This window comes from Caenimonas terrae (assembly GCF_042655405.1).
In the GTDB taxonomy this organism is placed as follows: Bacteria; Pseudomonadota; Gammaproteobacteria; order Burkholderiales; family Burkholderiaceae_C; genus Ramlibacter; species Ramlibacter terrae_A.
Genome location: NZ_JBHSMF010000006.1, coordinates 359,067 through 379,221, shown reverse-complemented (window position 1 = coordinate 379,221; position 20,155 = coordinate 359,067). Strand labels below are relative to the sequence as shown.

Here is a 20,155-nt window from a genome sequence, read left to right as displayed (position 1 = left end):
CCGCATGAAAGAGGCTCTCCGGCGCATCGCGCTCCAGGCCGACGACCTGGCCCGCCGGGGCGTCGCCCTCATCCGACGCTACCCGGTGCGCGCCGCGCTGGCGCTGCCGGCGCTGCTGCTCGCCTACGTGCTGGTGCTGATCCCGCTCACCCCCAGCATCAGCGACCTGCGCAAGGCCAAGACCGAGGCGCCGGCGGTGGTGATGTCGTCCGACGGCGTGGCGCTGGCGGAATTCAAGCGCATCAACCGCCAGTGGGTGAAGCTGCGCGACATCTCGCCGGCGGTGATCGACGCGCTGATCGCGACCGAGGACCGGCGTTTCTACCAGCACCACGGCATCGACCTGCGGCGCGTCGCCTCCGCGCTGTGGAGCACGCTGCGCGGCGACCTGCAGGGCGGCTCCACCATCACGCAGCAGCTGGCGCGCAACATGTACCCGGAGGAGATCGGCCGCTCCGCCACGCTCAACCGCAAGGCCAAGGAAGCGGTGACGGCGCTGAAGATCGAGGCGGTCTACACCAAGGACGAGATCCTGGAGACCTACCTGAACACGGTTCCGTTCCTCTACAACGCGTTCGGCATCGAGATGGCGGCGCGCACCTATTTCGACAAGTCGGCGCACGAGCTCGATGCGCTGCAAAGCGCCACCCTGATCGGCATGCTCAAGGGCACCAGCTACTACAACCCGGTGACCAACCCCGAGCGCGCGCTGCAGCGGCGCAACCTGGTGCTGGCGCAGATGGTGGCCTTCGGCAAGCTGCCGGCCGACCGGCTGCAAGCGCTGTCGGCGCGGCCGCTGGGCGTCGATTTCGAACGCCAGGCCGAGCCGGTCGGGCCGGCACCGCACGTGGCGGCGCAGCTGCGCAAGTGGCTGATCGAATGGGCCGACCGGCGCGGCTACAACATCTATTCCGACGCGCTGGTGGTGCGCACCACGCTCAACTCGCGCATGCAGAAGGCGGCCAACCAGGCGGTGGCCCGGCAGCTGGCGCGACTGCAGCCGCTGGCCGACGCGCGCCGCCGCAAGGGCCAGGAGCGCCAGCTGCTGCAATCGGGCTTCCTGGCGCTGGACCCGCGCGACGGCCGCATCCTGGCCTGGGTCGGCAGCCGCGATTTCGCCCAGGAGCAGTTCGACCACGTGGGGCAGGCGCGGCGCCAGCCCGGTTCCACCTTCAAGCCCTTCGTCTACGGCGCGGCGTTCGTGCAGGGCTTCTCGCCCGACAGCACCTTCGTCGACCGGCCGGTGACGATCCGCTTCGAGGGCGGCGGCGTCTGGTCGCCCACCGACGCGACGCCGCCCACCGGCCAGACCATGACGCTGCGGGAGGGCCTGAGCTTCTCGAAGAACACGATCACGGCGCAGCTGATGGAGCGGGTCGGCCCGCAGCGGGTGGCGCAGCTGGCGCAATCGATGGGCATCCGCCAGAGCCGGCTGGAGCTGGTGCCGTCGCTGGCGCTGGGCACCAGCCCGGTCACGCTCAAGGAGATGGTCGCGGCCTACGGCACCATCGCCAACGGCGGCAGCTACATCGAGCCGGTGCTGGTGACGCGCGTCGAGGGCCGCGGCGGCAAGGTGCTGGAGGAGTTCGCGCCCCCGCGCCGCGAGCAAGGCATGCCGCACGCGCAGGCGCTGACGCTGGTGGATGCGATGCGAGGCGTGATCGACCAGGGCACCGGCAGCGCGATCCGCACGCGCTACGGCATCCAGGCCGACGTCGCCGGCAAGACCGGCACCACCCAGGACAACAGCGACGGCTGGTTCATCCTGATGCATCCGCAGCTGGTCGCCGGCGCCTGGGTCGGCTTCAACGACAACCGCGTCACCATGGCCGATTCGTGGGGGCAGGGCGCGCACAGCGCCTTGCCGATGGTGGGCGACTTCTTCCAGCAGTCGCTGCGCGGACGCTGGATCGACCCGCGTGCGGAGTTCGCCATCCCGCGCCCGCACTACCTGCCGCCGCCGACGGCGCAGCCGCATCCGATGCGGCCGCAGGACGCGCTGGGCGGGATCATCAACAACATCTTCGGGCGGCTGTTCCGGCAGCTGCAGTGAAGCGCACCAGGCAGAAACGTTTTCGGGTGTAACCGTCGTCGTCAGCGGCGAAACGGCTGGCACAATCCGCAGCGTCACGGAGGGCAACGATCTTGTTGATGCAGGCGATGGTGTTTATCGCGGCGGCGACGCTTTGCGTCTACCTGCTGCGTTCGGTATGGCGGATGCTGGTGGAGGTGCCCGATGCCGACCAGGTGTGGACGCACGACGTGGTGGACGAATTCCTCACCCGCTCGGTCAGTGCGCTGCTGGTGGCCAACAGCGGGCTGTTCCTGGTGGCGATGGTCCGCTAGCGGCCGCGGCGTATGTTCCTCTTCAGCCGGCGTTCCCTCCTGTCCGCGGCCGCTACTGTCGGCGGCCTGGCCCTGGCCCGTCGCGGCATGGCGCAGGTCGGCTCGGGTGGCACCGGTATCAGCCCGGCGGCGTCGATCGGCACGGCTGACCTTGTGACGGGCGCGGTGACGCTGTACCGCGACGGCCAGCCGCCGGTTCCGCTGGAGAGCGGCGCCAGCCTGCAGCAGGGTGACCAGGTAGAGACCGGCGCAGGCGCGGAAGTCCATCTCGCGTTCGGCGACGGCGGCTACCTGGCCTTGCGCGCCGACTCCAACCTCAAGATCAACCGCTATGTCGTCACCGGCGAAGCGACCGACATCGCCGCCATGACCCTGGTCAGGGGCGCGCTGCGCTCGGTTACCGGCTGGATCGGCAAGCTCGACCCGCAGCGCTACCGGATCTTCGCCGGCGCAGCCACCATCAGCGTGCGCGGCACCGACCACGAGGTGGTGCTGGTGCAGCCCCAGGGCGGACTGCCGGATGCCGAGCCCGGCGTGCACGACCGAGTCAACGAAGGCGCCACCGTGCTGCGCAGCGCCGGCAGCGCGGTGGACGTGGCGCAGGGCGCGGCGGGCTACGCGCCGCGCGGCGCCGCGCCCCGCTTGAACGCCTCCGTGCCGGCGTTCTTCGATCGGCTGCGCACGCCGCAGGATGCGCGCGTCGAGACGCAGGCCCGCGAGGCGCAGCGGCGCATCGAGGGACGGCTGCGCCAGCTCGGACGGCTCGGCGCGGGCGAGCGTTTCGAGCAGTACCGCGAACGGCTGCAGGCCCGGCGGCGTGGCCGCGCTGCGCCGGTGGCCAACCCGCTGCCGCTGTCGCGCGAGCAGCGGCGCGCGGCTCGCGAGCAGCGCCGCCGCGCCCGCGCCGGCAAGCAGCCGCCGCCGGCGCAACGCTGACCGGCGGTCCGCCAGGGCCGGCGCTTTTCCCGCTTCACGAATCTTTACCTCCTGACGGTCGGCGCACGCGCCTGCCCGGTCGTTCAATTAGCATGGGAATATTTCCCATGAATGGTCAACCGGCATGTCGCCGGCGCCAGACGCCTCAGGAGCACATTCATGTCGACACGGTCCCAATCAGCCGTCAGCCTGCTGACCCTTGCTCTCGCTCTCGCAGCGGCCGCCATTCCGGTGCTTGCGCGTGCGGCCACCGGCCAGGACAGCGCCTTCGCCAGCACCCACCCGCGCCGCGAGCAGGTCAACGAGCGGCTGGCCAGTCAGAACCGGCGCATCAAGGCCAAGGTCGCGGCCGGCGATCTCACGGGCAAGCAGGCTGCGAAGCTGCATCGTGACGACCGCAACATCCGGCGCGAGGAGCGCCTGATGGCCTCGCAGAACCGCGGCCACATCACCAAGGCCGAACAGGGCGTCCTGAACCGGCAGGAAAACGCCGTCGGCAGCCAGATCGGCAGGTAGGACCGCCGGGCACTGCGGTTTCCTGCGGCGGCGGGCCGCACTTCATGGGAAAATATCCCTTGGCGGGGGCGCGACGCTCCGGCCAAGCCCATGAAAAAAGCCGCCGCCGACCTGCTGCTCGAGCAATCGCAGCCCCTGCTGATGCCGTGGGTGGAACTGCTCCTGCGCCAGGGTGTTACCTATCCGCAGCTGGCCGCCACGCTCAAGCAGGTCTTCTTCGACGCGGCGCAGGCCGAGCTGCGGCGCACCGGCCAGCGCCAGACCGATTCGGCCATCAGCGTCCTGTCCGGCCTGCACCGCAAGGAGGTGCGCGCGCTGGGCTCGGCCGGGCCCCGCGCCGCCGGGCCCGCGGTGCCGCTGTCTTCGCAGATCGTCACCCGTTGGCTGGCCGATGCGCGCTACCGCGACCGGCGCAACAAGCCGCGCGACCTGCCGCGCCACGGGCCGGGCGACTCGTTCGAGTCGCTGGCCAGTTCCCTGTCCAAGGATGTCCACCCGCGCACGGCGCTGGAGGAGCTGGTGCGGCTCGGGGCGGTCACGCTGCAGGGCGACATGGTCTGCATCAACGGCGCCGCCTTCGTTCCCAAGCAGGGCTTTGCCGACATGGTGGCATTGCTGTGCGCCAGCGTCGCCGACCACATCGCCGCCGGCGCGCACAACCTGGAGGCCCCGGACGCCGGGCCGCGCTTCCTCGAGCAGAGCGTCTTTGCCGCCAGCCTGACGCCGGAGTCGGCACGGCGGCTTGGCGAGCTGGCGCGAGAAATCTGGGCCGTGGCGTTCCAGCGCATGGTCGCCGAGGCCAGCGCCCGCGTGGACCATGATCGCGAGCGGCCGGACGCGACGCACCGCGCGCGTTTCGGCGTGTTCTTCTACGCCGACACCGACCCCCAGGCGCCGGACGGGGCCTGAGCGCCGGGCCCCGGCGGTACACGTTTCTTTACACCGGCCCCGGTCGGCGCTTGTGATTTCCGCGCCGTTATGTGAATATGGGAAAAATACCCATTTCATGACGGAACGGCATCCCGCCGGCACCGGCACCTCGAGGAGCGCTTCATGCTGAGAGACTCGGAAATCGCAGTGGCGGACAACCCGCCGGCAGAACCGCAGCCGGAGCCGGCGCCGCTGGCGGCGGCGGCCGCATTGACGGCGCTGCTGGCCGCATGCGGTGGCGGTGGCGGTGGCGACGCGCCGGGCCCGGCGCCCGCACCCGTCCCGGCGCCTGCGCCGCCGCCCGTTGGGGCGGCCGAGGCTGCGCGCTTCTTGGCGCAGGCCACGCCCGGCGCCGGCAAGGGGGAGATCCTGGCCGTGCAGGCCGGCGGCTTCGCGGCCTGGATCGAAGCGCAGTTCGCGCTGCCGCAAAGCCAGTCGCACTACGACTGGCTCGCGGCCCACGGCTACAACGACGAGAAATACCGCAACAACGCCACCGGCCTGGACAACACGATCTGGCGCAAGCTCATCGCCAGTCCCGACGGCCTGCGCCAGCGCGTGACGCTGGCCCTGTCGGAGATCTGCGTGGTGTCGGTGCTGGGCGTGAGCACGCCCTGGCGCCAGTTCGCGGTCGCCAACTACCTCGACCTGCTGGAGAACAACGCCTTCGGCAACTATCGGACGCTGCTCAGGCAGATTTCCCTGAGCACTGCGATGGGCTACTACCTGACCTTTCGGGGCAACGCCAAGGCCAACCCGGCAACCGGCAGCGAGCCCGACGAGAACTATGCGCGCGAGCTGATGCAACTAATGACGCTGGGCCTGTACAAGCTCAACGCCGACGGCACGCCGCAGGCCAGCGAAACCTACGGCCAGGCCGACGTCAGCGGGCTGGCGCGGGTTTTCACCGGCTGGGATCTCGATGTGAGCGGGCTGGCCAGCCCGTTGCCGCCGGACGTGCACCGGCGGCCGATGGCGCAGGTGGCGAGCCGCTACGAGAGCGGCAGCAAGAGCTTCCTGGGCACCACTATCGCCGCCGCAACGGCGGCGCCGGCGGCGCTCGACGCCGCGCTCGACACGCTGTTCGGCCATCCCAACCTGCCACCCTTCATCGGCCGCCAGATGATCCAGCGACTGGTCACCAGCAATCCGTCGCCCGCTTATGTCGCCCGGGTCGCCGCCGCCTTCGCGGACAACGGCGCCGGCGTGCGCGGCGACATGAAAGCGCTGGTCCGCGCGATCTTGCTGGATGCCGAGGCGCGGGACCTGGTCACGGCCAGCGCGCCCTCGTTCGGAAAGCTGCGCGAACCGGTGACGCGCTTCCTGAACTGGGCCCGCGCCTTCGGCGCGGCGTCGGCCGGTGACACATGGAGCGTCAACGACCTGAGCGACCCGGCTACCAAGCTCGGGCAGAGCCCGATGCGCTCGCCCTCGGTCTTCAACTTCTTCCGGCCCGGCTATGTTCCGCCGAACAGCGCCATCGCCGCCGGCGGCCTGGCGGCGCCGGAGTTCCAGATCACGACCGAGTCGTCGGTGGCGGGATACGTCAACTTCATGCAACTGGCGGTCAGCGGCGCCGGCATCGGCGACGTGAAGAGCGGCTACCCGACCCTGCTGCCGCTGGCGGCGGACTCGCGCGCGCTGCTGGCCGAACTGAATCTGGTGCTGGCAGCCAACCAGCTGTCGGCGACGACGCTGGCGACACTGGCGGCGGCGCTCGACTCGGTCGCTGCCGGCAGCGACAGCGGCAAGCTCAATCGCATCTGGGCGGCGCTGACGCTGGTGCTGGCATCGCCCGAATACATCGTGCAGAAATAACAGGAGCGCAGCATGAACCACTTTCCGACCCTCCGGCCCGACAACGCCGGCCGCCGCGCCTTCCTGCGCCGCGGCGCCGCGCTCTCGCTGGCCGCGGGCGCGACCCCGTGGGCGCTGAGCCTCGCGGCCATGGGGGAGGCCGCGGCCGCCACTGCCACCGACTACAAGGCGCTGGTGTGCGTCTTCCTGTACGGCGGCAACGACCAGTCCAACACCCTCGTGCCTTACGACAGTGCGAGCTACCGCGCCTACCAGTCCCTGCGCAGCAACATCGCGCTCGATCGCAATGCGCTCACCGGCACGGTGCTGAACCCGGCGACTCCGCTGGCCGATGGCCGCCAGTACGCGCTGGCGCCCGGCCTGGCGCCGCTGCTGCCGCTGTTCGACGGCGGCAAGCTGTCGGTGGTGCTGAACGTCGGCACGCTGGTGCGGCCCACCACCAAGGCGCAGTACGCCGCCGGCTCGGTGCAGCTGCCGCCCAAGCTGTTCTCGCACAACGACCAGCAGTCCTTCTGGCAGGCGTCGTCGCCCGAAGGCGCGACCTCTGGCTGGGGTGGGCGCATGGGCGACCTCTACGCGTCGGGCAACGGCAACGCCACCTTCACCTGCGTCAGCGTCGCCGGCAACGCGGTGTTCATGTCCGGCCGTAGCGCGGTGCAGTACCAGGTCACGCCCAGCGGCTCGGTGCCGGTGGCAGGCATCAAGAGCCCGCTGTTCGGCTCGGCCGCCTGCTCGCAGGCGCTGCAGGCGCTGATGACGCAGCCGCGCACCCACCTGTTCGAGAGCGAATACACGCGGGTCACCGGCCGCTCGATCGCGGCCAACGACCAGCTCACGGCGGCACTGTCCGGCGTCAACGTCTCGACGCCGTTCCCGGCCGGCAACAGCCTGGGCGACCAGCTCAAGATGGTGGCGCGGATGATCGCGGCGCGCGGCGCCACCGGCGCCAAGCGCCAGGTGTTCTTCGTCTCGCTCGGCGGCTTCGACACCCATGACGGCCTGGCCACCGCGCATCCGGTGCTGATGGCCAGCGTCGGCAGCGCGCTGGCGGCGTTCTACCAGTCGACGGTGGAACTCGGCGTCGCCGACCAGGTAACCACCTTCACCGGCTCCGACTTCGGCCGCACGCTGGTGAGCAACACCGACGGTTCGGACCACGGCTGGGGCAACATGCAGTTTGTGCTGGGCGGCGGGGTGTTGGGCAAGTCCTTCGTCGGCAGTGCGCCGGTGCCCGCGAGCAATGGGCCGGATGATGTCGGGCAGGGGCGCCTGCTGCCGTCGCTGGCAGTCGAACAGTACGCCGCGACGCTCGCCGGCTGGTTCGGCGTTTCGGCGACCGACCAGGCCGGGGTGCTGCCGAACCTGGGCAACTTCAGCGCGCGCAACCTGGGATTCATGGCGCCGGCCTGAACGGCTGTGCTACTGTCCGGCGCTATCTCACCCGGAGTTTCCATGCCGCGCCCCATCCTCGACGACGACCACATCCATCCCGCCATCCGCGCCAAGGTCGCCGGCCACCAGCAGGCGATCGTGCAGGAGGTGATGGCGGCGGTCCGCGACAACCCGGTGGTGGTGGTCGGCATGGCCCAGAACCCGTTCCCGAAGAAGGCCCGCGCCGCGCTGGAAGCGGCCGGCCAGCCCTGCAAGTACCTCGAGTACGGCAGCTACCTGAGCCGGTGGCGCGAGCGCAATGCACTCAAGCTGTGGACCGGCTGGCCCACCTTCCCGATGGTGTTCGTCAAGGGCACTCTGGTGGGCGGCTACAGCGAGCTCAAGGCGCTGATCGACAGCGGCGAACTGAAACGCATGGTCGCAGGCTGATACGCTGCTGCCCAGCCGTGCAGGAGCGATCCCACGGCTGGTCGGTGCGCCTTCCCACCCCGCGTGCCCGGCGGCTGCGGGACGCTTGGCTCCTGTCCTTTCAAGGAGTTCAAGCATGATCAACAAGACATTTGCAGTCGCCGTGCTCGCCGCGGCAGCGGCCGGGGCCCTGGTCCCGATGGCTGCCAGCGCCGACACCTACACCATCGTCAGGGTCGCGCCGCCGGCCCCCATCGTGGAGACGGTGCCCGCAGCGCGCCACGGCTGGGTCTGGGCGCCGGGCTATTACGACTACCGCGACAACCAGTACGTCTGGGTGCAGGGCCACTGGATGCGCGAGCGCCCGGGCCACGAGTGGCGCGAGGCGCGCTGGGTCGAAATGGGCAATGGCCAATGGCGCCGCGTGGGCGGCAACTGGGAGCGGGGTCCGTACGGCGACCGCGACCACGACGGCATCCCGAACCGCTATGACCACTACCGCAACCACGCCCGCGGCCCGTATGGCGACCGTGACGGCGACGGGGTCCTGAACAAGGACGACCGCTACCCGAACAACCCCAATCGCAGCTGACCGGCGGCGCCATGAAAAATCCCGGCGCTCGGCCGGGATGATCTGGAAAGGGGCCGCAACGGCCCCTTATTCTTGGGGCCGCGGCTCAGCGGCCGTCGCCGTCGGCGTCGCCCGGCAGCGCCCGTTCGACGCGGTGCCAGCCGGCGCTCGCTGCATGCCTGGCTTCGTCCCAGGTCAGGCGCGAGGACCCTTTCATCGTGTCCCAGTCGTTGCGGAATGCCGGCTCGTATTGCTCGAAGGTGCCGCCGTCATACCTGGCCCGGCTGGCCCAGCCCATGCGATAGGCCGGCTGGTAGTCCTCGTAGGTGAAGCCGGGGCGGTAGTAAGTTTCGTGGACGTGGGCGCCGCGCCAGTAGGCGTCTTCCTCGTCGTGGTTGACCGCGTGGGCGACGCCCTTGCCGGCCGCACCGCCGGCCAGCGCGCCGACCGCTGCGCCCACGGCCGCACCGACCGGTCCGCCCACCGTCGCACCCACCGCAGCGCCGCCGAGCGCGCCGCCGCCGGCGCCCAGGCCCTTGCCCAGGTTGTGGTCATGCTGGACGTCGGTCGGTTCCGGATTGGCCATCTCCGCCACGCCGCGCCCGGCCAGGCCGCCCGCGATCGCGCCGATCACCGCCCCCACTGCCGCGCCCGCGGGCCCGCCCGCGGCGCCGATGGTGGCGCCCGCCACCGCACCGCCTGCCGCCCCGACGCCGGTGCCCACCGGGTGGTCGCCGTGCTCGTGGTCCAGATCCGATTTTTCCTTGGCTGCCATGGGGTTCTCCTTTGAATGATTGAAGGGATGTCCCATGGTCTTGCCGGCACGCCAGGCCCATCGTCGGACAGCCGACGCCGGCCGCGTAGGAACCGGCCCGCAAGGGCCGAACGCCTGAGCTTGCGGCATCGAATGCTGGCTCTGCAGGGCGCGAGATTATGGGGCTCAGGCTGATACATCCGCGACTTTTACATTTTGGACGCAATGCCAGGGTCGGCTGCCAGCCCGCGCCGGTGCTGGCTTTCCGAACCATCAGCCAGAAACGCGCTGCCTCAGCAAGACGCCAAATTGCAACACCGGTGAACTTCAAAGCTGTAGGACCGCTCCTTAGGGGCTGTAAGAAAGGGACTACAACGATGATGAAGTTGAGCTGGATCGCAACCGCCACCATTGCCTGCACGCTCGCCCTGGGCCTCGAAGTCGTGGCCGTCACCGGCTGGATGCGCCCGCACCCCACGCCGGCCGCAGCCGCCGTTCAGGCCCAGCTGCCGGCCAATCCTGCGGTTGCGGTCGAGACGCCGGCGCAACCCGCGGTTGCCGTCACCGCCGACGCCACCACCCGTCAGGAAGACAGCTACTACGCCCAGCTGCGCTCCAAGATCCATTGGGTCGAAACCCGCATCGGCAGCGACAAGCTGCTCACGCCCGACGACAGCTCCCGCATGCTGCTGGCCAAGTCGGCCGCCGAACGCGCCAACCTGCAGGAAGTGGGCCTGAGCTTCAAGGACGTGTACGGCATCATCAACGCCGAGACCTCCTGGATCCCGCGCATGGGCGCCAGCAAGGACGGCACGCCCAACCTGGGGCTGGCGCAGTTCGAGCCGGCCACCGCGCGCGCCCTGGGCCTGCGCAACCCCAACGACCCGGTGGAAGCGATCCACGTCGCCGCGCTGCACATGAAGGAAGCGGCCGAGTGGAGCGCCAACCGCATCGCCGGCCTCAAGCTCGGCGCCGGCGAGCGGGCCCAGAAGCTGCGCGAAGGCGTCTCGATCTTCTACAACCTGTCGACCAAGGGCCGCAACCGCTGGAACGGCAAGAACACCGCCAAGCTGCCGATCGAAACGCAACTGCACATCCGCAATGCCCGCAGCGGCGCGCTGTTCGCGGCCGAACTCGAAGCCAAGCAGCCGGCTGCCGGCATCCTGCTGGCCGGCGGCTGAAGCGGCTGCCCGCCGGGGGCACCGTATGATCCGGCGATGCAGATTCCGCCCCCCCGCATCGCCCTGATCCACGCGACGGCCCTGGCCGTCGACCCCATCGCCGCCGCGTTCGAGCGCCACTGGCCGCAGGCGCAGCGCATGAACCTGCTGGACGACAGCCTGTCGGTGGACCGCGGCAAGAGCGGCCAGCTGACCGATTCGATGGTCCAGCGCTTCATCGACCTGGCCACTTATGCCAAGGGAACGGGCTGCAATGCCATCCTGTTCACCTGTTCGGCCTTCGGCCCGGCCATCGAGGCCGCCGCCTGCGCCGTGCAGCTGCCGACGCTCAAGCCGAACGAGGCGATGTTCGCGCAGGCGCTGGCGCTCTGCCCCGCCGCCGGCGGCAAGCTGGGCCTGATCGCCACCTTCCAGGCCTCGATCGCGTCGATGTCGGGCGAACTGCTGCAGATGGCGCAGGAGCGGGGCATCCCGATCGAACTGCGCAGCGCCTTCGTCCCCGATGCGATGCAGGACCTGGCCGAAGGCCGGGCCGACGAGCATCACCGCAAGGTCGCCGCCGCGGCGCAGCAGCTGGCCGGTTGCGACGTCGTGATGCTGGCGCAATTCTCGATGGCGGATGCGCAGCCGGCGGTGCAACAGGCACTGGCCTGCCCGGTCCTGAGCAGCCCCGACTGCGCGGTGCTCGCGCTGAAGAAGGAAGTGGCCGATGGCGCCTGAAACCCGCGTTCCGCTGGCGCAGCTGCGCGAGTTCATCACCATTGCAATGACGCGCCTGGGGCTGCCGCCGCAGGACGCCGCCACCGTCGGCGCCCTGATGGCGGAAGCCGAACTGCAGGGCTCCGACGGCCACGGCGCGATCCGGCTGCTGCCCTATGCGCGGCGCATCCGCGCCGGCGGCATCAACCTGCATCCGGACATCAAGATCGTGCAGGAGCGGCCCGGCATGGCGCTGCTCGATGGCGACAACGGCATGGGCCACCTGGTGATGAAGAAGGCCGCCGAGATCGCGATCGAGAAGGCGCGCACCTGCGGCGTGGCGTGGGTCGGCTCGCGCCTGAGCAACCACGCCGGCCCGGCCTCGCTGTACGCGCGCATGCCGATGGCGCACGACATGATCGGCATGTACTTCGCGGTGGGCAACGCCAACCACCTGCCGCCCTGGGGCGGGCTGGACATGCTGCTGTCGACCAACCCGATCGCGGTGGCGGTGCCGGGCGGCGAGGAGCCGCCGGTGGTGCTGGACATGGCCACCACCGTGGCTGCGTATGGCAAGGTCAAGGCCAAGGCGCAGCGCGGCGAGCAGATGCCGATCGGCTGGATGATCGACCGGCTTGGCCAGCCGCTGACCGATCCGAAGCGCGCCGAAGAAGGCTTCCTGATGCCGATCGGCGGCTACAAGGGCTACGGCCTGGCGCTGATCGTCGGCCTGCTGGCCGGCACGCTCAACGGCGCCGCCATGGGCAGCGAGGTGATCGACTTCAACAAGGACGACACCAGCACCACCAACACCGGCCAGGCGATCCTGGCGATCGACCTGAGCGCCTTCGGCGACGTCGCCGCCTTCAAGGCGCGCGTCGACAAGCTGGTGCGCGAGATGCGCGCTAGCGAGCGCATGCCGGGGGTCGAGCGCATCTGGCTGCCCGGCGAACAGAGCCACGACCGGCGCGCGGCCAACGAGCGCGACGGCATCCCGATCGGCCCGGCGCTGCTGCAGACGCTGGACCGGTTTGCGCAGGACATGGGCATGGCCCGCCTGCAGGACACCTGAAGACAACGACCTCCCGGAGACCAAGCATGACCATGACGATCCGCCGCCGCCACCTTGCCGCGCTGCTGTGCACCTTGCTGGGCTGCGGCCTGGCCGCGGCCCAGCCGATGGCCTCGGGCTACCCGAACAAGCCGATCCGCATGATCGTGCCGCTGGCGGCCGGCAGCGCGGTCGACGCCGCCGCCCGCATCGTGGCGCAGAAGATGGGCCAGAACATGGGCCAGAGCTTCGTGATCGAGAACCAGCCCGGGGCGGCCGGCCTGATCGGCGCCGGCGTGGTGGCCAAGGCGGCGCCGGACGGCTACACCATCGGCGGCTTCAACGACTCGATCATGACCATGCTGCCCCACCTGCAGCCGAAGATGCCGTGGGACATCCTGAAGGACTTCGAGCCGATCGCGCTGGTCGCCACGGTGGAATGGGGCCTGGTGGTGAATGCCGACAGCCCCGTGCGCAGCGCCGCCGACCTGATCGCCGCCGCCCGCAGCGCGCCGGGCAAGATCAACTACGGCACCGGCGGCAACGGCAGCCCGCAGCACATCGCGATGGCCCTGTTTGCTTCCCAGGCCAAGGTGCAGATGACGCACGTGCCGTACAAGGGCGCGACCCAGGCCGCCATGGGCGTGGCCGGCAAGGAAGTGGATGCGGCCTTCCAGGGCATCGCCACCGTCAACTCGCTGGTCAAGGCCGGCAAGCTGCGGCTGGTGGGCGTCACCACGCCGCGCCGCATGCCGCAGTTCCCGGACGTGCCGACGGTGTCGGAGTCGGGCCTGCCGGGCTTCGAATTCAATTCTTGGTTCGCCATGATGGCGCCGGCCGGCACGCCGCGGCCGATCCTGCAATACCTCAGCGCCGAAGTGGCCAAGGCGCTGGCCGATCCGGAAGTGCGCGAGAAGCTCATCGCCCAGGGCCTGACGCCGCGCGGCACCTCGCCCGACGACCTCGGCAAGGCGATGCGGGTGCAGTTCACCCGCTACGGCGACCTGATCAAGCAGAACGGCATCACGGTGGAGTGACGGCCGGGTCGTCGCTGGACGCCGCCCGCAGCCGCATCGACAGCCCCACCGGATACATCGTCAGCGCGAGCCGTTCCTGCGGCTCCTCGCCGTCGGGCGTGGAGACCTCGGCGATCTCGAAGTTGGCCAGCAGCATCGCCGCGACCATCTTGATCTCGGCCAGCGCCAGGTAGCGGCCGGGGCAGATGCGCGGGCCGGCGCCGAAGGGCATGACCACGCGCTTGGACGATCCCAGCGAATGGGCGGCGGCGCCGGCGCCCTCGAGCCAGCGCTGCGGATCGAATTGCAGCGGAGCTTCGAAATTCTTCGCGTCCAGCGCGCCGGGCCGCATCAGGCAGATCACCAGCGTGCCGGCGGGCACCTCGATGCCGGCCACCACCGCGTCCTTGCGCGCCTCGCACCCGATCAGCGGCGCCACCGGCTTGAGCCGCATCGCTTCGTAGGCGCAGGCTTCGATGTAATCCAGCCGCGCGAGCTCGTCGATGCTGCGCGCGCAGGTGCGGCCGCCGAGCACCGCTTTCGCTTCCTCGCTGGCCCGCCGCAACGCGTCCGGATTGCGCTGCAGCAGCCAGATCAGCCAGGCCAGCGTGTTGGCGGTGGTGTCTTCGCCGGCCAGCAGCATGGTCAGCACGTTGCCGGACACGTCGCCCTCGCTGATGCCGCTGTTGTCGCGGTCGCGCGCCGCCAGCATCGCCTGGATCAGGTTCACCGGCCGCTCGCGCAGCGCGGGCTGTTCGTCCAGCTGGCGCGCGGCGCGGGCGATGAAGCCGCGCACCGCGGACTGCAGGGCCTGCAGGTGGCCGGGGATGGCCCGGTCTTCCTTGTTCGGGAAGTACTTCCAGACCGGAAAGGGCGCGAACATGCGCTTGAACAGGGCGGGCAGGATGTGGTTCAGGTGCTGCTGGATCGCCTGGTCCTGCTGCGCATCGATGGTGTTGATGTCCTCGCCGAAGGCCAGCGCCGCGGTCACGTCCACCGTGTAGCGCATCAGGTCGGCCTGCAGGTCGATCGCGGTGCCGGCGGCCGCCGCCCGCCCCCAGTGGCGCGCGAAGCGCTCCGTCACCTCGATCAGGGTCGGGAAGAAGGCCTTGATGTGGGTCGGATCCAGCCCGGCCAGCACCATCGGCCGCTGCCGCCGCCAGGTTTCTCCGCTGGCCGAGAACAGGCCCAGGAAACCAAACTCGCGCGAGAGCTGTTCCAGCCGGCTGGAACGGCGGAAGGTGTCGGGCCGGTCGCGCAGCACCGTGGCCACCACCTCCGGATTGGACACCACCACCACCCGCAGCGACACCAGCTTGAAGGTGTAGGCCTCGCCGTAGCGCGCCGCCCATTGCTCCAGTCCGGCGTGCATGCGGTTGCGGTCCATCTGCAGCGCGCTGCCGACGATGGGCAGGCTGGGCGGGCCGGGCAGGTCCGCGATCGTCCTGTTGGCAACGGGTTGCGTGGTCGCGTCCATGTGATGTCCCTGTGTTTTGCGTAGCGACGTTACGACAGCCGCGCCACGATTACAAGGCATTGCACGGCGCCGATGGCCTTTCGGCGGCCCTTTGGTGAGAATGAAGCTTCCACAAGAGGAGATGAGTCCGATGGCCCGAACGATGACCGGCCGCAGGCCTGCGGTGGCGGCCGGCGAGATTGCATGACGCAGCGCAAGGCCGCCATCGTCACGGGATCCGCCACCGGCGTCGGTGCAGCCACCGCACTGGCGCTGGCGCAAAGGGGCTACGACGTCCTGATCAACTACTCGCGCAGCGAGGCCGAGGCCAAGCAGTCGCAGGCCGCCTGCCGCGAAGCCGGCGCCGACACGCTGCTGCTGCGCGGCGACGTCGCCGTCGATGCCGATTGCCGGCAGCTCGCGCACGCGGCGATGGACCGCTGGAAGCGGATCGACGCGCTGGTCAACAACGCCGGCATCACCAGCTTCGACGGCGCCGCCAACTGGGACGCGCTGGACGCCGCCACCTTCCAGCACATCGTCGGCGTCAACGCGATCGGCACCTTCCAGATGGTGCGCGCCTGCGCGCCCCACCTGAAGGCCAGCAACGGCGCCATCGTCAACGTGTCGTCGATCGCCGGCGCGCTCGGCATCGGCTCCTCGATCGCCTACATCGCGTCCAAGGGCGCGATCAACGCGATGACCCTGCACCTGGCGCGCGAGATGGCGCCGCAGGTGCGGGTGAATGCGGTGTGCCCGGGCCTGATCACCTCGCGCTGGTTCGTGGACGGCATCGGCCAGGAGGGCTACGCCAAGGTGAAGGCCGGCTACGAGCGCGGCACGCCGCTGGGCCAGGCCTGCACGCCGGAAGACGTGGCCGAAGCCGTGCTGTGGCTGGTGGACGGCGCGCGCACCGTCACCGGGGAGCTGGTGCTGCTCGATTCGGGCCTGCACCTGGGCGGCCTGCAGGCTGCCGTCCCCGGCCGGGACTGAAGCCTCAGAACCCCAGCCCCGCCAGCTTGTCGCTCCAGAACTGCGGCGCGGGAATGACGCCGGTGCCGGCGGCAGCGTTGTCCTCCATGTGCGCCGGATTCGAGGTGCCCGGAATGACGCAGGTCACGGCCGGCTGCGACAGCACGAACTTGAGCAGCACTTGGTTCCAGCTCGCGCAGCCGATCTCCGCGGCCCACGCCGGCAGCGGCCTCCCGCGCAAGGCGCGCAGCTCGCTGCCGCCGCCGAACGGCAGGTTCACCAGCACCGCGACGCCGCGCTCCTGTGCCAATGGCAGCAGCCGCTTCTCGGCGTTGCGGGCGGCGAGCGAATAGTTCAACTGCACGAAGTCCAGCGGCGTCGTGCGCAGCACGTCCTCCAGTTGCGGATGGGCGGACTCGGTGTAATGGGTGACGCCGATGGACGAGATGCGGCCCTGGTCCTTCCATTGCCGCATGGTCTCCAGGTGGGTGCGCCAGTCGACCAGGTTGTGCACCTGCATCAGGTCGATGCGGTCGGTGCGCAGCAGGTTCATGGAGCGCTCCATCGATTCGATGCCGGCCCGCTTGCCGGTGGTCCAGACCTTGGTGGCCAGGAAGGCACGGGCGCGCGAGCCGGCCTGGTCCAGCAGCTGCCCGACTACCTGTTCGGCCGAGCCGTACATTGGCGAGCTGTCGATCACGCGGCCGCCGGCGCCGAACAGTTGGTCCAGCACCGCTGCCCGCTGCGGCAGTGCGGCCGGGTTGCTGCCGACGTCGAAGCCGATCCAGGTGCCGCAGCCGACCACCGGCAAGGCGGCGCCGCTGGCGGGAATGGTCCGGGTGTGCATGGCGCGATTCTGCAATGGTGTCTATCATTTTCGGTTTCGCCGAGGAGGATCCCATGCACAAACGCCACTTCCTGGCCGCCGCTGCCCTGGGCGCGCTGGCCCTTCGATCGACCGCGCAGGTGGCCGGGCTGGCATCGCCGGCGCTGCTCACCGTGACGGGCGCCATCGGCAAGCCCAACCGCGGACCGCTGGACCCGGTGCGCGACCAGATGATGGCCAAGCAGAAGCTGGCGTTCGACAAGGCCCGGGCGTTCGACTTCGGCATGCTGGCCGCGATGCCGGCGGTGGCCATCCACCCCACGCTGGAATACGACAGCCAGCCGCACGAACTGCGCGGGCCGCTGCTGGCCGACGTGCTGGCCGCCTCGGGCGCTGCGGCCGAGGGCAGGCTGGCGATGCGCGCGGTGGACGGCTATTCGCCGACGCTGTCGATCGCCGACGCCCTGCGCTATCGCTTCATCGTCGCCACCCACCTGGACGGCCAGACCATGCCGCTGGGCGGCCTGGGGCCGCTGTGGGCGGTCTATGACGCCGACCGCTTCCCCGACATGGCGGCCAAGCCGATGAGCGACCGTTTCGCCAGCTGCCCGTGGGCGCTGTTCCACATCGACGTGCAGGCCTAGCCGGCCCGCCCGTGCTTCAGAGCTCGGTGTCCAGCTCCGCCGGCTCGGTGGCGGCCCAGCGCTCCCCGAGCAGGCGGGCCAGAACATCGGTCACTTCCTGCGGCGCGCTCATGTGCGGGCAGTGGCCGGTGGCGCGCAGGTGGATCAGCTCGCTGCCGCGGATCGATTCGTGCATGTACTCGCCCACCACCTCCGGCACCATGTTGTCTTCCGTGCATTGCAGTACGGTGGTCGGGGTGCTGAGCAGCGGCAGGTCGGCCCGGTGGTCGCTGCGAAAGCACAGCCGGGCGAAGCGCCTGGCGACGTCGGGGTCGATCCGGTTGAAGCCCGATTCCAGCTCCCAGGCCAGCTCGGGCCGGTCCGGGTTGCCGACGATCAGCGGCGCGACCTGGTGCGTCCAGTGCCGGTAGTTGGCCTCCAGGGCTTCCAGCAGGGTGTCCAGGTCTTCGCGCTCGAATCCGCCCAGGTAGCTGCCGTCGTTGAGGTGGCAGGGCGAGGGGGCGACCAGCACCAGATGGCGGAAGGCGGCCGGCCAGCGCACCGCTGCCAGCACGCCGATGATCGCGCCGACCGAGTGGCCGACCAGCACCGCGTCCTGCGCCCCGGCGGCGTCGCACACCTCCAGCAGGTCGTCCGCATAGCCCTGCAGGCTGGCGTAGCGGATGGCATTGGCGGCCGAGAGATCGGAGCGGCCGATGCCCACGTGGTCGAACAGCACGATGCGGTGCTCGGCGGCGAAGTGGGGGGCGACCGAGCGCCAGACGCCCTGGTCGCAGCCGAAGCCGTTGACGAAGACGAGCGCGGGCCGGCCACGGTCGTGGCCTTGCACCACGACGTTGTTGCGGCGCAGGACGGCCGCCTGCGCTGGCGTTGGGGGGGCCGGACTCAATCCATTCCTTAAGAGGGCTCCATGAGAATGCTAGCTGCGCCAAGGCACGCGGGCCTAAGCCATCTCCCTAGGACCGGCCGCCGGGCGAGCGGTGCAGCCGCGGCGCCGACAGCAGCGCCAGGTTGTCGACCACCGCCGAATCCAGTTCGCGCCAGCGGCCGGCCAGCCCGGCGGCGGCCAGCGCCGCCTGCAGATGCTGCAGGTCCTTGACGGCGGGCGCGACCTTGATCTGGGCGATCGCCGCCGTCGTATTGCCGCCCTTGACCAGGGCCAGGACCTTGTTGGACCATTCGTTCGCTCGCGCCATCGTGCTTCCTGTCTCCCGATGAGCCAATGTACACAAGGCCGGGGGCCTTGCAAACGGGGCCGGCGCCCCGAATTGCCTGAAATCATGAGCGAATCCCTGCAGATCGTCTGCCCGCACTGCCAAACCACCAACCGGGTCCGGTCCGACCAGCTGGCCAGCGCGCCCGATTGCGGCAGCTGCAAGAAGGCCCTGTTCGACGGCCATCCGGCGGCGCTGGACGAGGCGGCCTTCGACAAGCACATCGGCCGCAACCAGATCCCGGTGCTGGTCGACTTCTGGGCGCCGTGGTGCGGCCCGTGCCGGATGATGGCGCCGGCCTACGAGAAGGCTGCCGCGCAGCTGGAGCCGCAGATGCGGGTGGCCAAGGTCAACACCGAGGAGGCGCAGAACCTGGGCGCCCGCTTCAACATCCGCAGCATCCCGACGCTGGCGCTGTTCGTCGGCGGCCGCGAGGTGGCGCGCCAGCCCGGCGCCATGACCAACCCGGCCGACATCGTGCGCTGGGCCCGCTCGCAGCTGCCCGGTTAAGCTTGCGCCCCATGAAGACGGGGCAACGATGAAGAACAGGGCGACCGCCGGCGGGCTGGTCTATTCCACCGACGCCGGCCGCATGTGCCCCGTTTGCCGCAATCCGGTGGCGCAGTGCAGCTGCGGCCAGGCGTTCGTGCCCAAGGGCGACGGCGTGGTGCGGGTCTCGCGCGAAACCAAGGGCCGCGGCGGCAAGGCTGTGACGGTGGTCAAGGGCGTCGCCCTGGCCGCCGAGCAGCTGGCCGATCTCGGCAAGCAGCTGCGCACCGCCTGTGGCTGCGGCGGCACCGTCAAGGACGGCGTGATCGAGGTGCAGGGCGACCATGCCGACCGCGTGGTGGAACTGCTCAAGGCGCGCGGCCACGGCGCCAAGCGCGCCGGCGGCTGAGGCCATGGACTCGGATTCGCTGCAAAAGCTGGTGACGATGGAAATGCCCTACGGCAAGTACAAGGGGCGCGTGCTGGCCGACCTGCCCGGCAACTACCTGAACTGGTTCGCGCGCGAAGGCTTTCCCTCCGGCGAACTGGGCCGGCTGCTGGCCCTGATGCACGAGATCGACCACAACGGCCTGTCGCAGTTGCTGGCGCCGCTGCGCAGGTGACAATCGGGCATGTCCTATTCCCTCAAGCTCTATGACGCCGACGGCGTGTCGCAGCTCCAGCACCAGCAGGCGGAGCAGCGCTTCCGCCAGGCGCTGGAAGGCGCGCTCGGCGACGAGAGCCTGGTCGCCCCGGTGTATGCGGCTTACCTGCGCATCGTCGGCGCCTACGGCGACAGCCCGGACCCCGAGAGCCTGAGCGACGCCGAGCGCGCCGTGTTCGAGCAATGGCAGGCGGCGGAATCCGCCGCCGTGGCCGCCGCCTTCGGGCCCAACCGCTACATGGGCGACGCCATGTACGAAATCGCCTTCTGAT

At 70.2% G+C, this 20,155-nt stretch carries 24 protein-coding genes; 20 read left to right on the top strand and 4 right to left on the bottom strand.

The window, feature by feature from the left end; genetic code table 11:
- The first annotated feature begins 4 nt into the window (after nucleotides 1-4).
- From ACFPOE_RS08720 to ACFPOE_RS08680, 9 genes are all read left to right on the top strand, one after another.
- Nucleotides 5-2,053 carry a penicillin-binding protein 1A gene (locus ACFPOE_RS08720; protein WP_376849695.1) on the top strand — a complete coding sequence of 683 codons (2,049 nt, stop codon included), beginning with the start codon at nucleotides 5-7 and terminating at the stop codon, nucleotides 2,051-2,053.
- A gap of 98 nt (nucleotides 2,054-2,151) precedes the next feature.
- Nucleotides 2,152-2,346, top strand: a complete 195-nt coding sequence (locus tag ACFPOE_RS08715) for a hypothetical protein (protein WP_376849694.1) — start codon at nucleotides 2,152-2,154, stop codon at nucleotides 2,344-2,346.
- A gap of 12 nt (nucleotides 2,347-2,358) precedes the next feature.
- Nucleotides 2,359-3,282, top strand: coding sequence for a FecR family protein (locus ACFPOE_RS08710; RefSeq protein ID WP_376849693.1), 924 nt, complete (start codon nucleotides 2,359-2,361; stop codon nucleotides 3,280-3,282).
- A 159-nt stretch (nucleotides 3,283-3,441) separates the two neighbouring features.
- Nucleotides 3,442-3,798 (top strand): hypothetical protein, encoded by a 357-nt coding sequence (locus ACFPOE_RS08705; RefSeq protein ID WP_376849692.1) that lies wholly within the window; start codon nucleotides 3,442-3,444, stop codon nucleotides 3,796-3,798.
- Nucleotides 3,799-3,888: 90 nt separating this feature from the next.
- Entirely contained in the window at nucleotides 3,889-4,707 is an 819-nt protein-coding gene (locus tag ACFPOE_RS08700) for a DUF6502 family protein (RefSeq protein WP_376849691.1), read from the top strand.
- Nucleotides 4,708-4,851: 144 nt separating this feature from the next.
- Nucleotides 4,852-6,546, top strand: coding sequence for a DUF1800 domain-containing protein (locus tag ACFPOE_RS08695; protein ID WP_376849690.1), 1,695 nt, complete (start codon nucleotides 4,852-4,854; stop codon nucleotides 6,544-6,546).
- A 12-nt stretch (nucleotides 6,547-6,558) separates the two neighbouring features.
- Entirely contained in the window at nucleotides 6,559-7,956 is a 1,398-nt protein-coding gene (locus tag ACFPOE_RS08690) for a DUF1501 domain-containing protein (protein ID WP_376849689.1), read from the top strand.
- Between the two features lie 42 nt (nucleotides 7,957-7,998).
- Nucleotides 7,999-8,367 (top strand): glutaredoxin domain-containing protein, encoded by a 369-nt coding sequence (locus ACFPOE_RS08685; RefSeq protein ID WP_376849688.1) that lies wholly within the window; start codon nucleotides 7,999-8,001, stop codon nucleotides 8,365-8,367.
- A gap of 115 nt (nucleotides 8,368-8,482) precedes the next feature.
- A complete protein-coding gene (locus tag ACFPOE_RS08680) occupies nucleotides 8,483-8,938 on the top strand; it encodes a hypothetical protein (RefSeq protein ID WP_376849687.1) in 456 nt (151 codons plus the stop codon).
- Between the two features lie 85 nt (nucleotides 8,939-9,023).
- Here ACFPOE_RS08680 and ACFPOE_RS08675 read toward each other — a convergent pair whose 3' ends face one another.
- Nucleotides 9,024-9,692, bottom strand: a complete 669-nt coding sequence (locus tag ACFPOE_RS08675; RefSeq protein ID WP_376849686.1) for a hypothetical protein — start codon at nucleotides 9,690-9,692, stop codon at nucleotides 9,024-9,026.
- Between the two features lie 365 nt (nucleotides 9,693-10,057).
- Here ACFPOE_RS08675 and ACFPOE_RS08670 point away from each other — a divergent pair, with 365 nt between their 5' ends.
- Genes ACFPOE_RS08670 through ACFPOE_RS08655 form a run of 4 tightly spaced genes read left to right on the top strand, consistent with a single transcriptional unit; the run spans nucleotide 10,058 to nucleotide 13,639 of the window.
- Nucleotides 10,058-10,852, top strand: coding sequence for a lysozyme family protein (locus ACFPOE_RS08670; RefSeq protein ID WP_376849685.1), 795 nt, complete (start codon nucleotides 10,058-10,060; stop codon nucleotides 10,850-10,852).
- Nucleotides 10,853-10,888: 36 nt separating this feature from the next.
- Complete coding sequence (locus ACFPOE_RS08665; protein WP_376849684.1) at nucleotides 10,889-11,572, top strand: aspartate/glutamate racemase family protein; 684 nt, start codon at nucleotides 10,889-10,891, stop codon at nucleotides 11,570-11,572.
- On the top strand, nucleotides 11,562-12,623 hold the full coding sequence (locus tag ACFPOE_RS08660; RefSeq protein ID WP_376849683.1) for an Ldh family oxidoreductase: 1,062 nt from the start codon (nucleotides 11,562-11,564) through the stop codon (nucleotides 12,621-12,623). Before ACFPOE_RS08665 ends, ACFPOE_RS08660 begins: the two co-directional genes overlap by 11 nt.
- A gap of 26 nt (nucleotides 12,624-12,649) precedes the next feature.
- Nucleotides 12,650-13,639 carry a Bug family tripartite tricarboxylate transporter substrate binding protein gene (locus ACFPOE_RS08655; RefSeq protein ID WP_376849682.1) on the top strand — a complete coding sequence of 330 codons (990 nt, stop codon included), beginning with the start codon at nucleotides 12,650-12,652 and terminating at the stop codon, nucleotides 13,637-13,639.
- On the opposite strand, the gene ACFPOE_RS08650 is transcribed toward ACFPOE_RS08655, so the two are convergent.
- On the bottom strand, nucleotides 13,626-15,095 hold the full coding sequence (locus ACFPOE_RS08650; RefSeq protein ID WP_376849681.1) for a cytochrome P450: 1,470 nt from the start codon (nucleotides 15,093-15,095) through the stop codon (nucleotides 13,626-13,628). The two genes, ACFPOE_RS08655 and ACFPOE_RS08650, sit on opposite strands and share 14 nt — an antisense overlap.
- A gap of 183 nt (nucleotides 15,096-15,278) precedes the next feature.
- Between ACFPOE_RS08650 and ACFPOE_RS08645 the strand changes: the two genes are divergently transcribed.
- The gene (locus tag ACFPOE_RS08645) at nucleotides 15,279-16,067 is read left to right on the top strand and encodes an SDR family NAD(P)-dependent oxidoreductase (protein WP_376849680.1); all 789 of its coding nucleotides are present in this window, start codon (nucleotides 15,279-15,281) and stop codon (nucleotides 16,065-16,067) included.
- A 4-nt stretch (nucleotides 16,068-16,071) separates the two neighbouring features.
- On the opposite strand, the gene ACFPOE_RS08640 is transcribed toward ACFPOE_RS08645, so the two are convergent.
- A complete protein-coding gene (locus tag ACFPOE_RS08640; protein ID WP_376849679.1) occupies nucleotides 16,072-16,893 on the bottom strand; it encodes an aldo/keto reductase in 822 nt (273 codons plus the stop codon).
- Nucleotides 16,894-16,946: 53 nt separating this feature from the next.
- Between ACFPOE_RS08640 and ACFPOE_RS08635 the strand changes: the two genes are divergently transcribed.
- Nucleotides 16,947-17,516 (top strand): putative pterin-binding protein, encoded by a 570-nt coding sequence (locus tag ACFPOE_RS08635; protein ID WP_376849678.1) that lies wholly within the window; start codon nucleotides 16,947-16,949, stop codon nucleotides 17,514-17,516.
- 16 nt (nucleotides 17,517-17,532) lie between these two features.
- Here the strand turns inward: ACFPOE_RS08635 and ACFPOE_RS08630 are convergent, their stop codons facing one another.
- The gene (locus ACFPOE_RS08630) at nucleotides 17,533-18,405 is read right to left on the bottom strand and encodes an alpha/beta fold hydrolase (protein ID WP_376849677.1); all 873 of its coding nucleotides are present in this window, start codon (nucleotides 18,403-18,405) and stop codon (nucleotides 17,533-17,535) included.
- Nucleotides 18,406-18,527: 122 nt separating this feature from the next.
- Between ACFPOE_RS08630 and ACFPOE_RS08625 the strand changes: the two genes are divergently transcribed.
- The 5 genes from ACFPOE_RS08625 (at nucleotide 18,528) to ACFPOE_RS08605 (ending at nucleotide 20,154) form a co-directional block, all read left to right on the top strand.
- On the top strand, nucleotides 18,528-18,734 hold the full coding sequence (locus ACFPOE_RS08625) for a hypothetical protein (protein WP_376849676.1): 207 nt from the start codon (nucleotides 18,528-18,530) through the stop codon (nucleotides 18,732-18,734).
- Between the two features lie 62 nt (nucleotides 18,735-18,796).
- Nucleotides 18,797-19,240: a thioredoxin TrxC gene (trxC, locus tag ACFPOE_RS08620; protein ID WP_376849675.1), complete on the top strand. Its 444-nt coding sequence runs from the start codon at nucleotides 18,797-18,799 to the stop codon at nucleotides 19,238-19,240.
- A 28-nt stretch (nucleotides 19,241-19,268) separates the two neighbouring features.
- Entirely contained in the window at nucleotides 19,269-19,628 is a 360-nt protein-coding gene (locus tag ACFPOE_RS08615) for a translation initiation factor Sui1 (protein ID WP_376849674.1), read from the top strand.
- Between the two features lie 4 nt (nucleotides 19,629-19,632).
- Nucleotides 19,633-19,842 carry a DUF3820 family protein gene (locus ACFPOE_RS08610; RefSeq protein WP_376849673.1) on the top strand — a complete coding sequence of 70 codons (210 nt, stop codon included), beginning with the start codon at nucleotides 19,633-19,635 and terminating at the stop codon, nucleotides 19,840-19,842.
- A 9-nt stretch (nucleotides 19,843-19,851) separates the two neighbouring features.
- Nucleotides 19,852-20,154, top strand: a complete 303-nt coding sequence (locus ACFPOE_RS08605) for a hypothetical protein (protein ID WP_376849672.1) — start codon at nucleotides 19,852-19,854, stop codon at nucleotides 20,152-20,154.
- Nucleotide 20,155: the final 1 nt, after the last annotated feature.

Excerpts from the sequence above, each read along its gene's own strand:
- ACFPOE_RS08720 (WP_376849695.1), top strand. The coding sequence starts at position 5 with ATGAAAGAGGCTCTCCGGCGCATCGCGCTCCAGGCCGACGACCTGGCC.
- ACFPOE_RS08715 (WP_376849694.1), top strand. The coding sequence starts at position 2,152 with ATGCAGGCGATGGTGTTTATCGCGGCGGCGACGCTTTGCGTCTACCTG.
- ACFPOE_RS08710 (WP_376849693.1), top strand. The coding sequence starts at position 2,359 with ATGTTCCTCTTCAGCCGGCGTTCCCTCCTGTCCGCGGCCGCTACTGTC.
- ACFPOE_RS08705 (WP_376849692.1), top strand. The coding sequence starts at position 3,442 with ATGTCGACACGGTCCCAATCAGCCGTCAGCCTGCTGACCCTTGCTCTC.
- ACFPOE_RS08700 (WP_376849691.1), top strand. The coding sequence starts at position 3,889 with ATGAAAAAAGCCGCCGCCGACCTGCTGCTCGAGCAATCGCAGCCCCTG.
- ACFPOE_RS08695 (WP_376849690.1), top strand. The coding sequence starts at position 4,852 with ATGCTGAGAGACTCGGAAATCGCAGTGGCGGACAACCCGCCGGCAGAA.
- ACFPOE_RS08690 (WP_376849689.1), top strand. The coding sequence starts at position 6,559 with ATGAACCACTTTCCGACCCTCCGGCCCGACAACGCCGGCCGCCGCGCC.
- ACFPOE_RS08685 (WP_376849688.1), top strand. The coding sequence starts at position 7,999 with ATGCCGCGCCCCATCCTCGACGACGACCACATCCATCCCGCCATCCGC.
- ACFPOE_RS08680 (WP_376849687.1), top strand. The coding sequence starts at position 8,483 with ATGATCAACAAGACATTTGCAGTCGCCGTGCTCGCCGCGGCAGCGGCC.
- ACFPOE_RS08675 (WP_376849686.1), bottom strand. The coding sequence starts at position 9,692 with ATGGCAGCCAAGGAAAAATCGGATCTGGACCACGAGCACGGCGACCAC.
- ACFPOE_RS08665 (WP_376849684.1), top strand. The coding sequence starts at position 10,889 with ATGCAGATTCCGCCCCCCCGCATCGCCCTGATCCACGCGACGGCCCTG.
- ACFPOE_RS08660 (WP_376849683.1), top strand. The coding sequence starts at position 11,562 with ATGGCGCCTGAAACCCGCGTTCCGCTGGCGCAGCTGCGCGAGTTCATC.
- ACFPOE_RS08655 (WP_376849682.1), top strand. The coding sequence starts at position 12,650 with ATGACCATGACGATCCGCCGCCGCCACCTTGCCGCGCTGCTGTGCACC.
- ACFPOE_RS08650 (WP_376849681.1), bottom strand. The coding sequence starts at position 15,095 with ATGGACGCGACCACGCAACCCGTTGCCAACAGGACGATCGCGGACCTG.
- ACFPOE_RS08645 (WP_376849680.1), top strand. The coding sequence starts at position 15,279 with ATGACGCAGCGCAAGGCCGCCATCGTCACGGGATCCGCCACCGGCGTC.
- ACFPOE_RS08640 (WP_376849679.1), bottom strand. The coding sequence starts at position 16,893 with ATGCACACCCGGACCATTCCCGCCAGCGGCGCCGCCTTGCCGGTGGTC.
- ACFPOE_RS08635 (WP_376849678.1), top strand. The coding sequence starts at position 16,947 with ATGCACAAACGCCACTTCCTGGCCGCCGCTGCCCTGGGCGCGCTGGCC.
- trxC (WP_376849675.1), top strand. The coding sequence starts at position 18,797 with ATGAGCGAATCCCTGCAGATCGTCTGCCCGCACTGCCAAACCACCAAC.
- ACFPOE_RS08615 (WP_376849674.1), top strand. The coding sequence starts at position 19,269 with ATGAAGAACAGGGCGACCGCCGGCGGGCTGGTCTATTCCACCGACGCC.
- ACFPOE_RS08610 (WP_376849673.1), top strand. The coding sequence starts at position 19,633 with ATGGACTCGGATTCGCTGCAAAAGCTGGTGACGATGGAAATGCCCTAC.
- ACFPOE_RS08605 (WP_376849672.1), top strand. The coding sequence starts at position 19,852 with ATGTCCTATTCCCTCAAGCTCTATGACGCCGACGGCGTGTCGCAGCTC.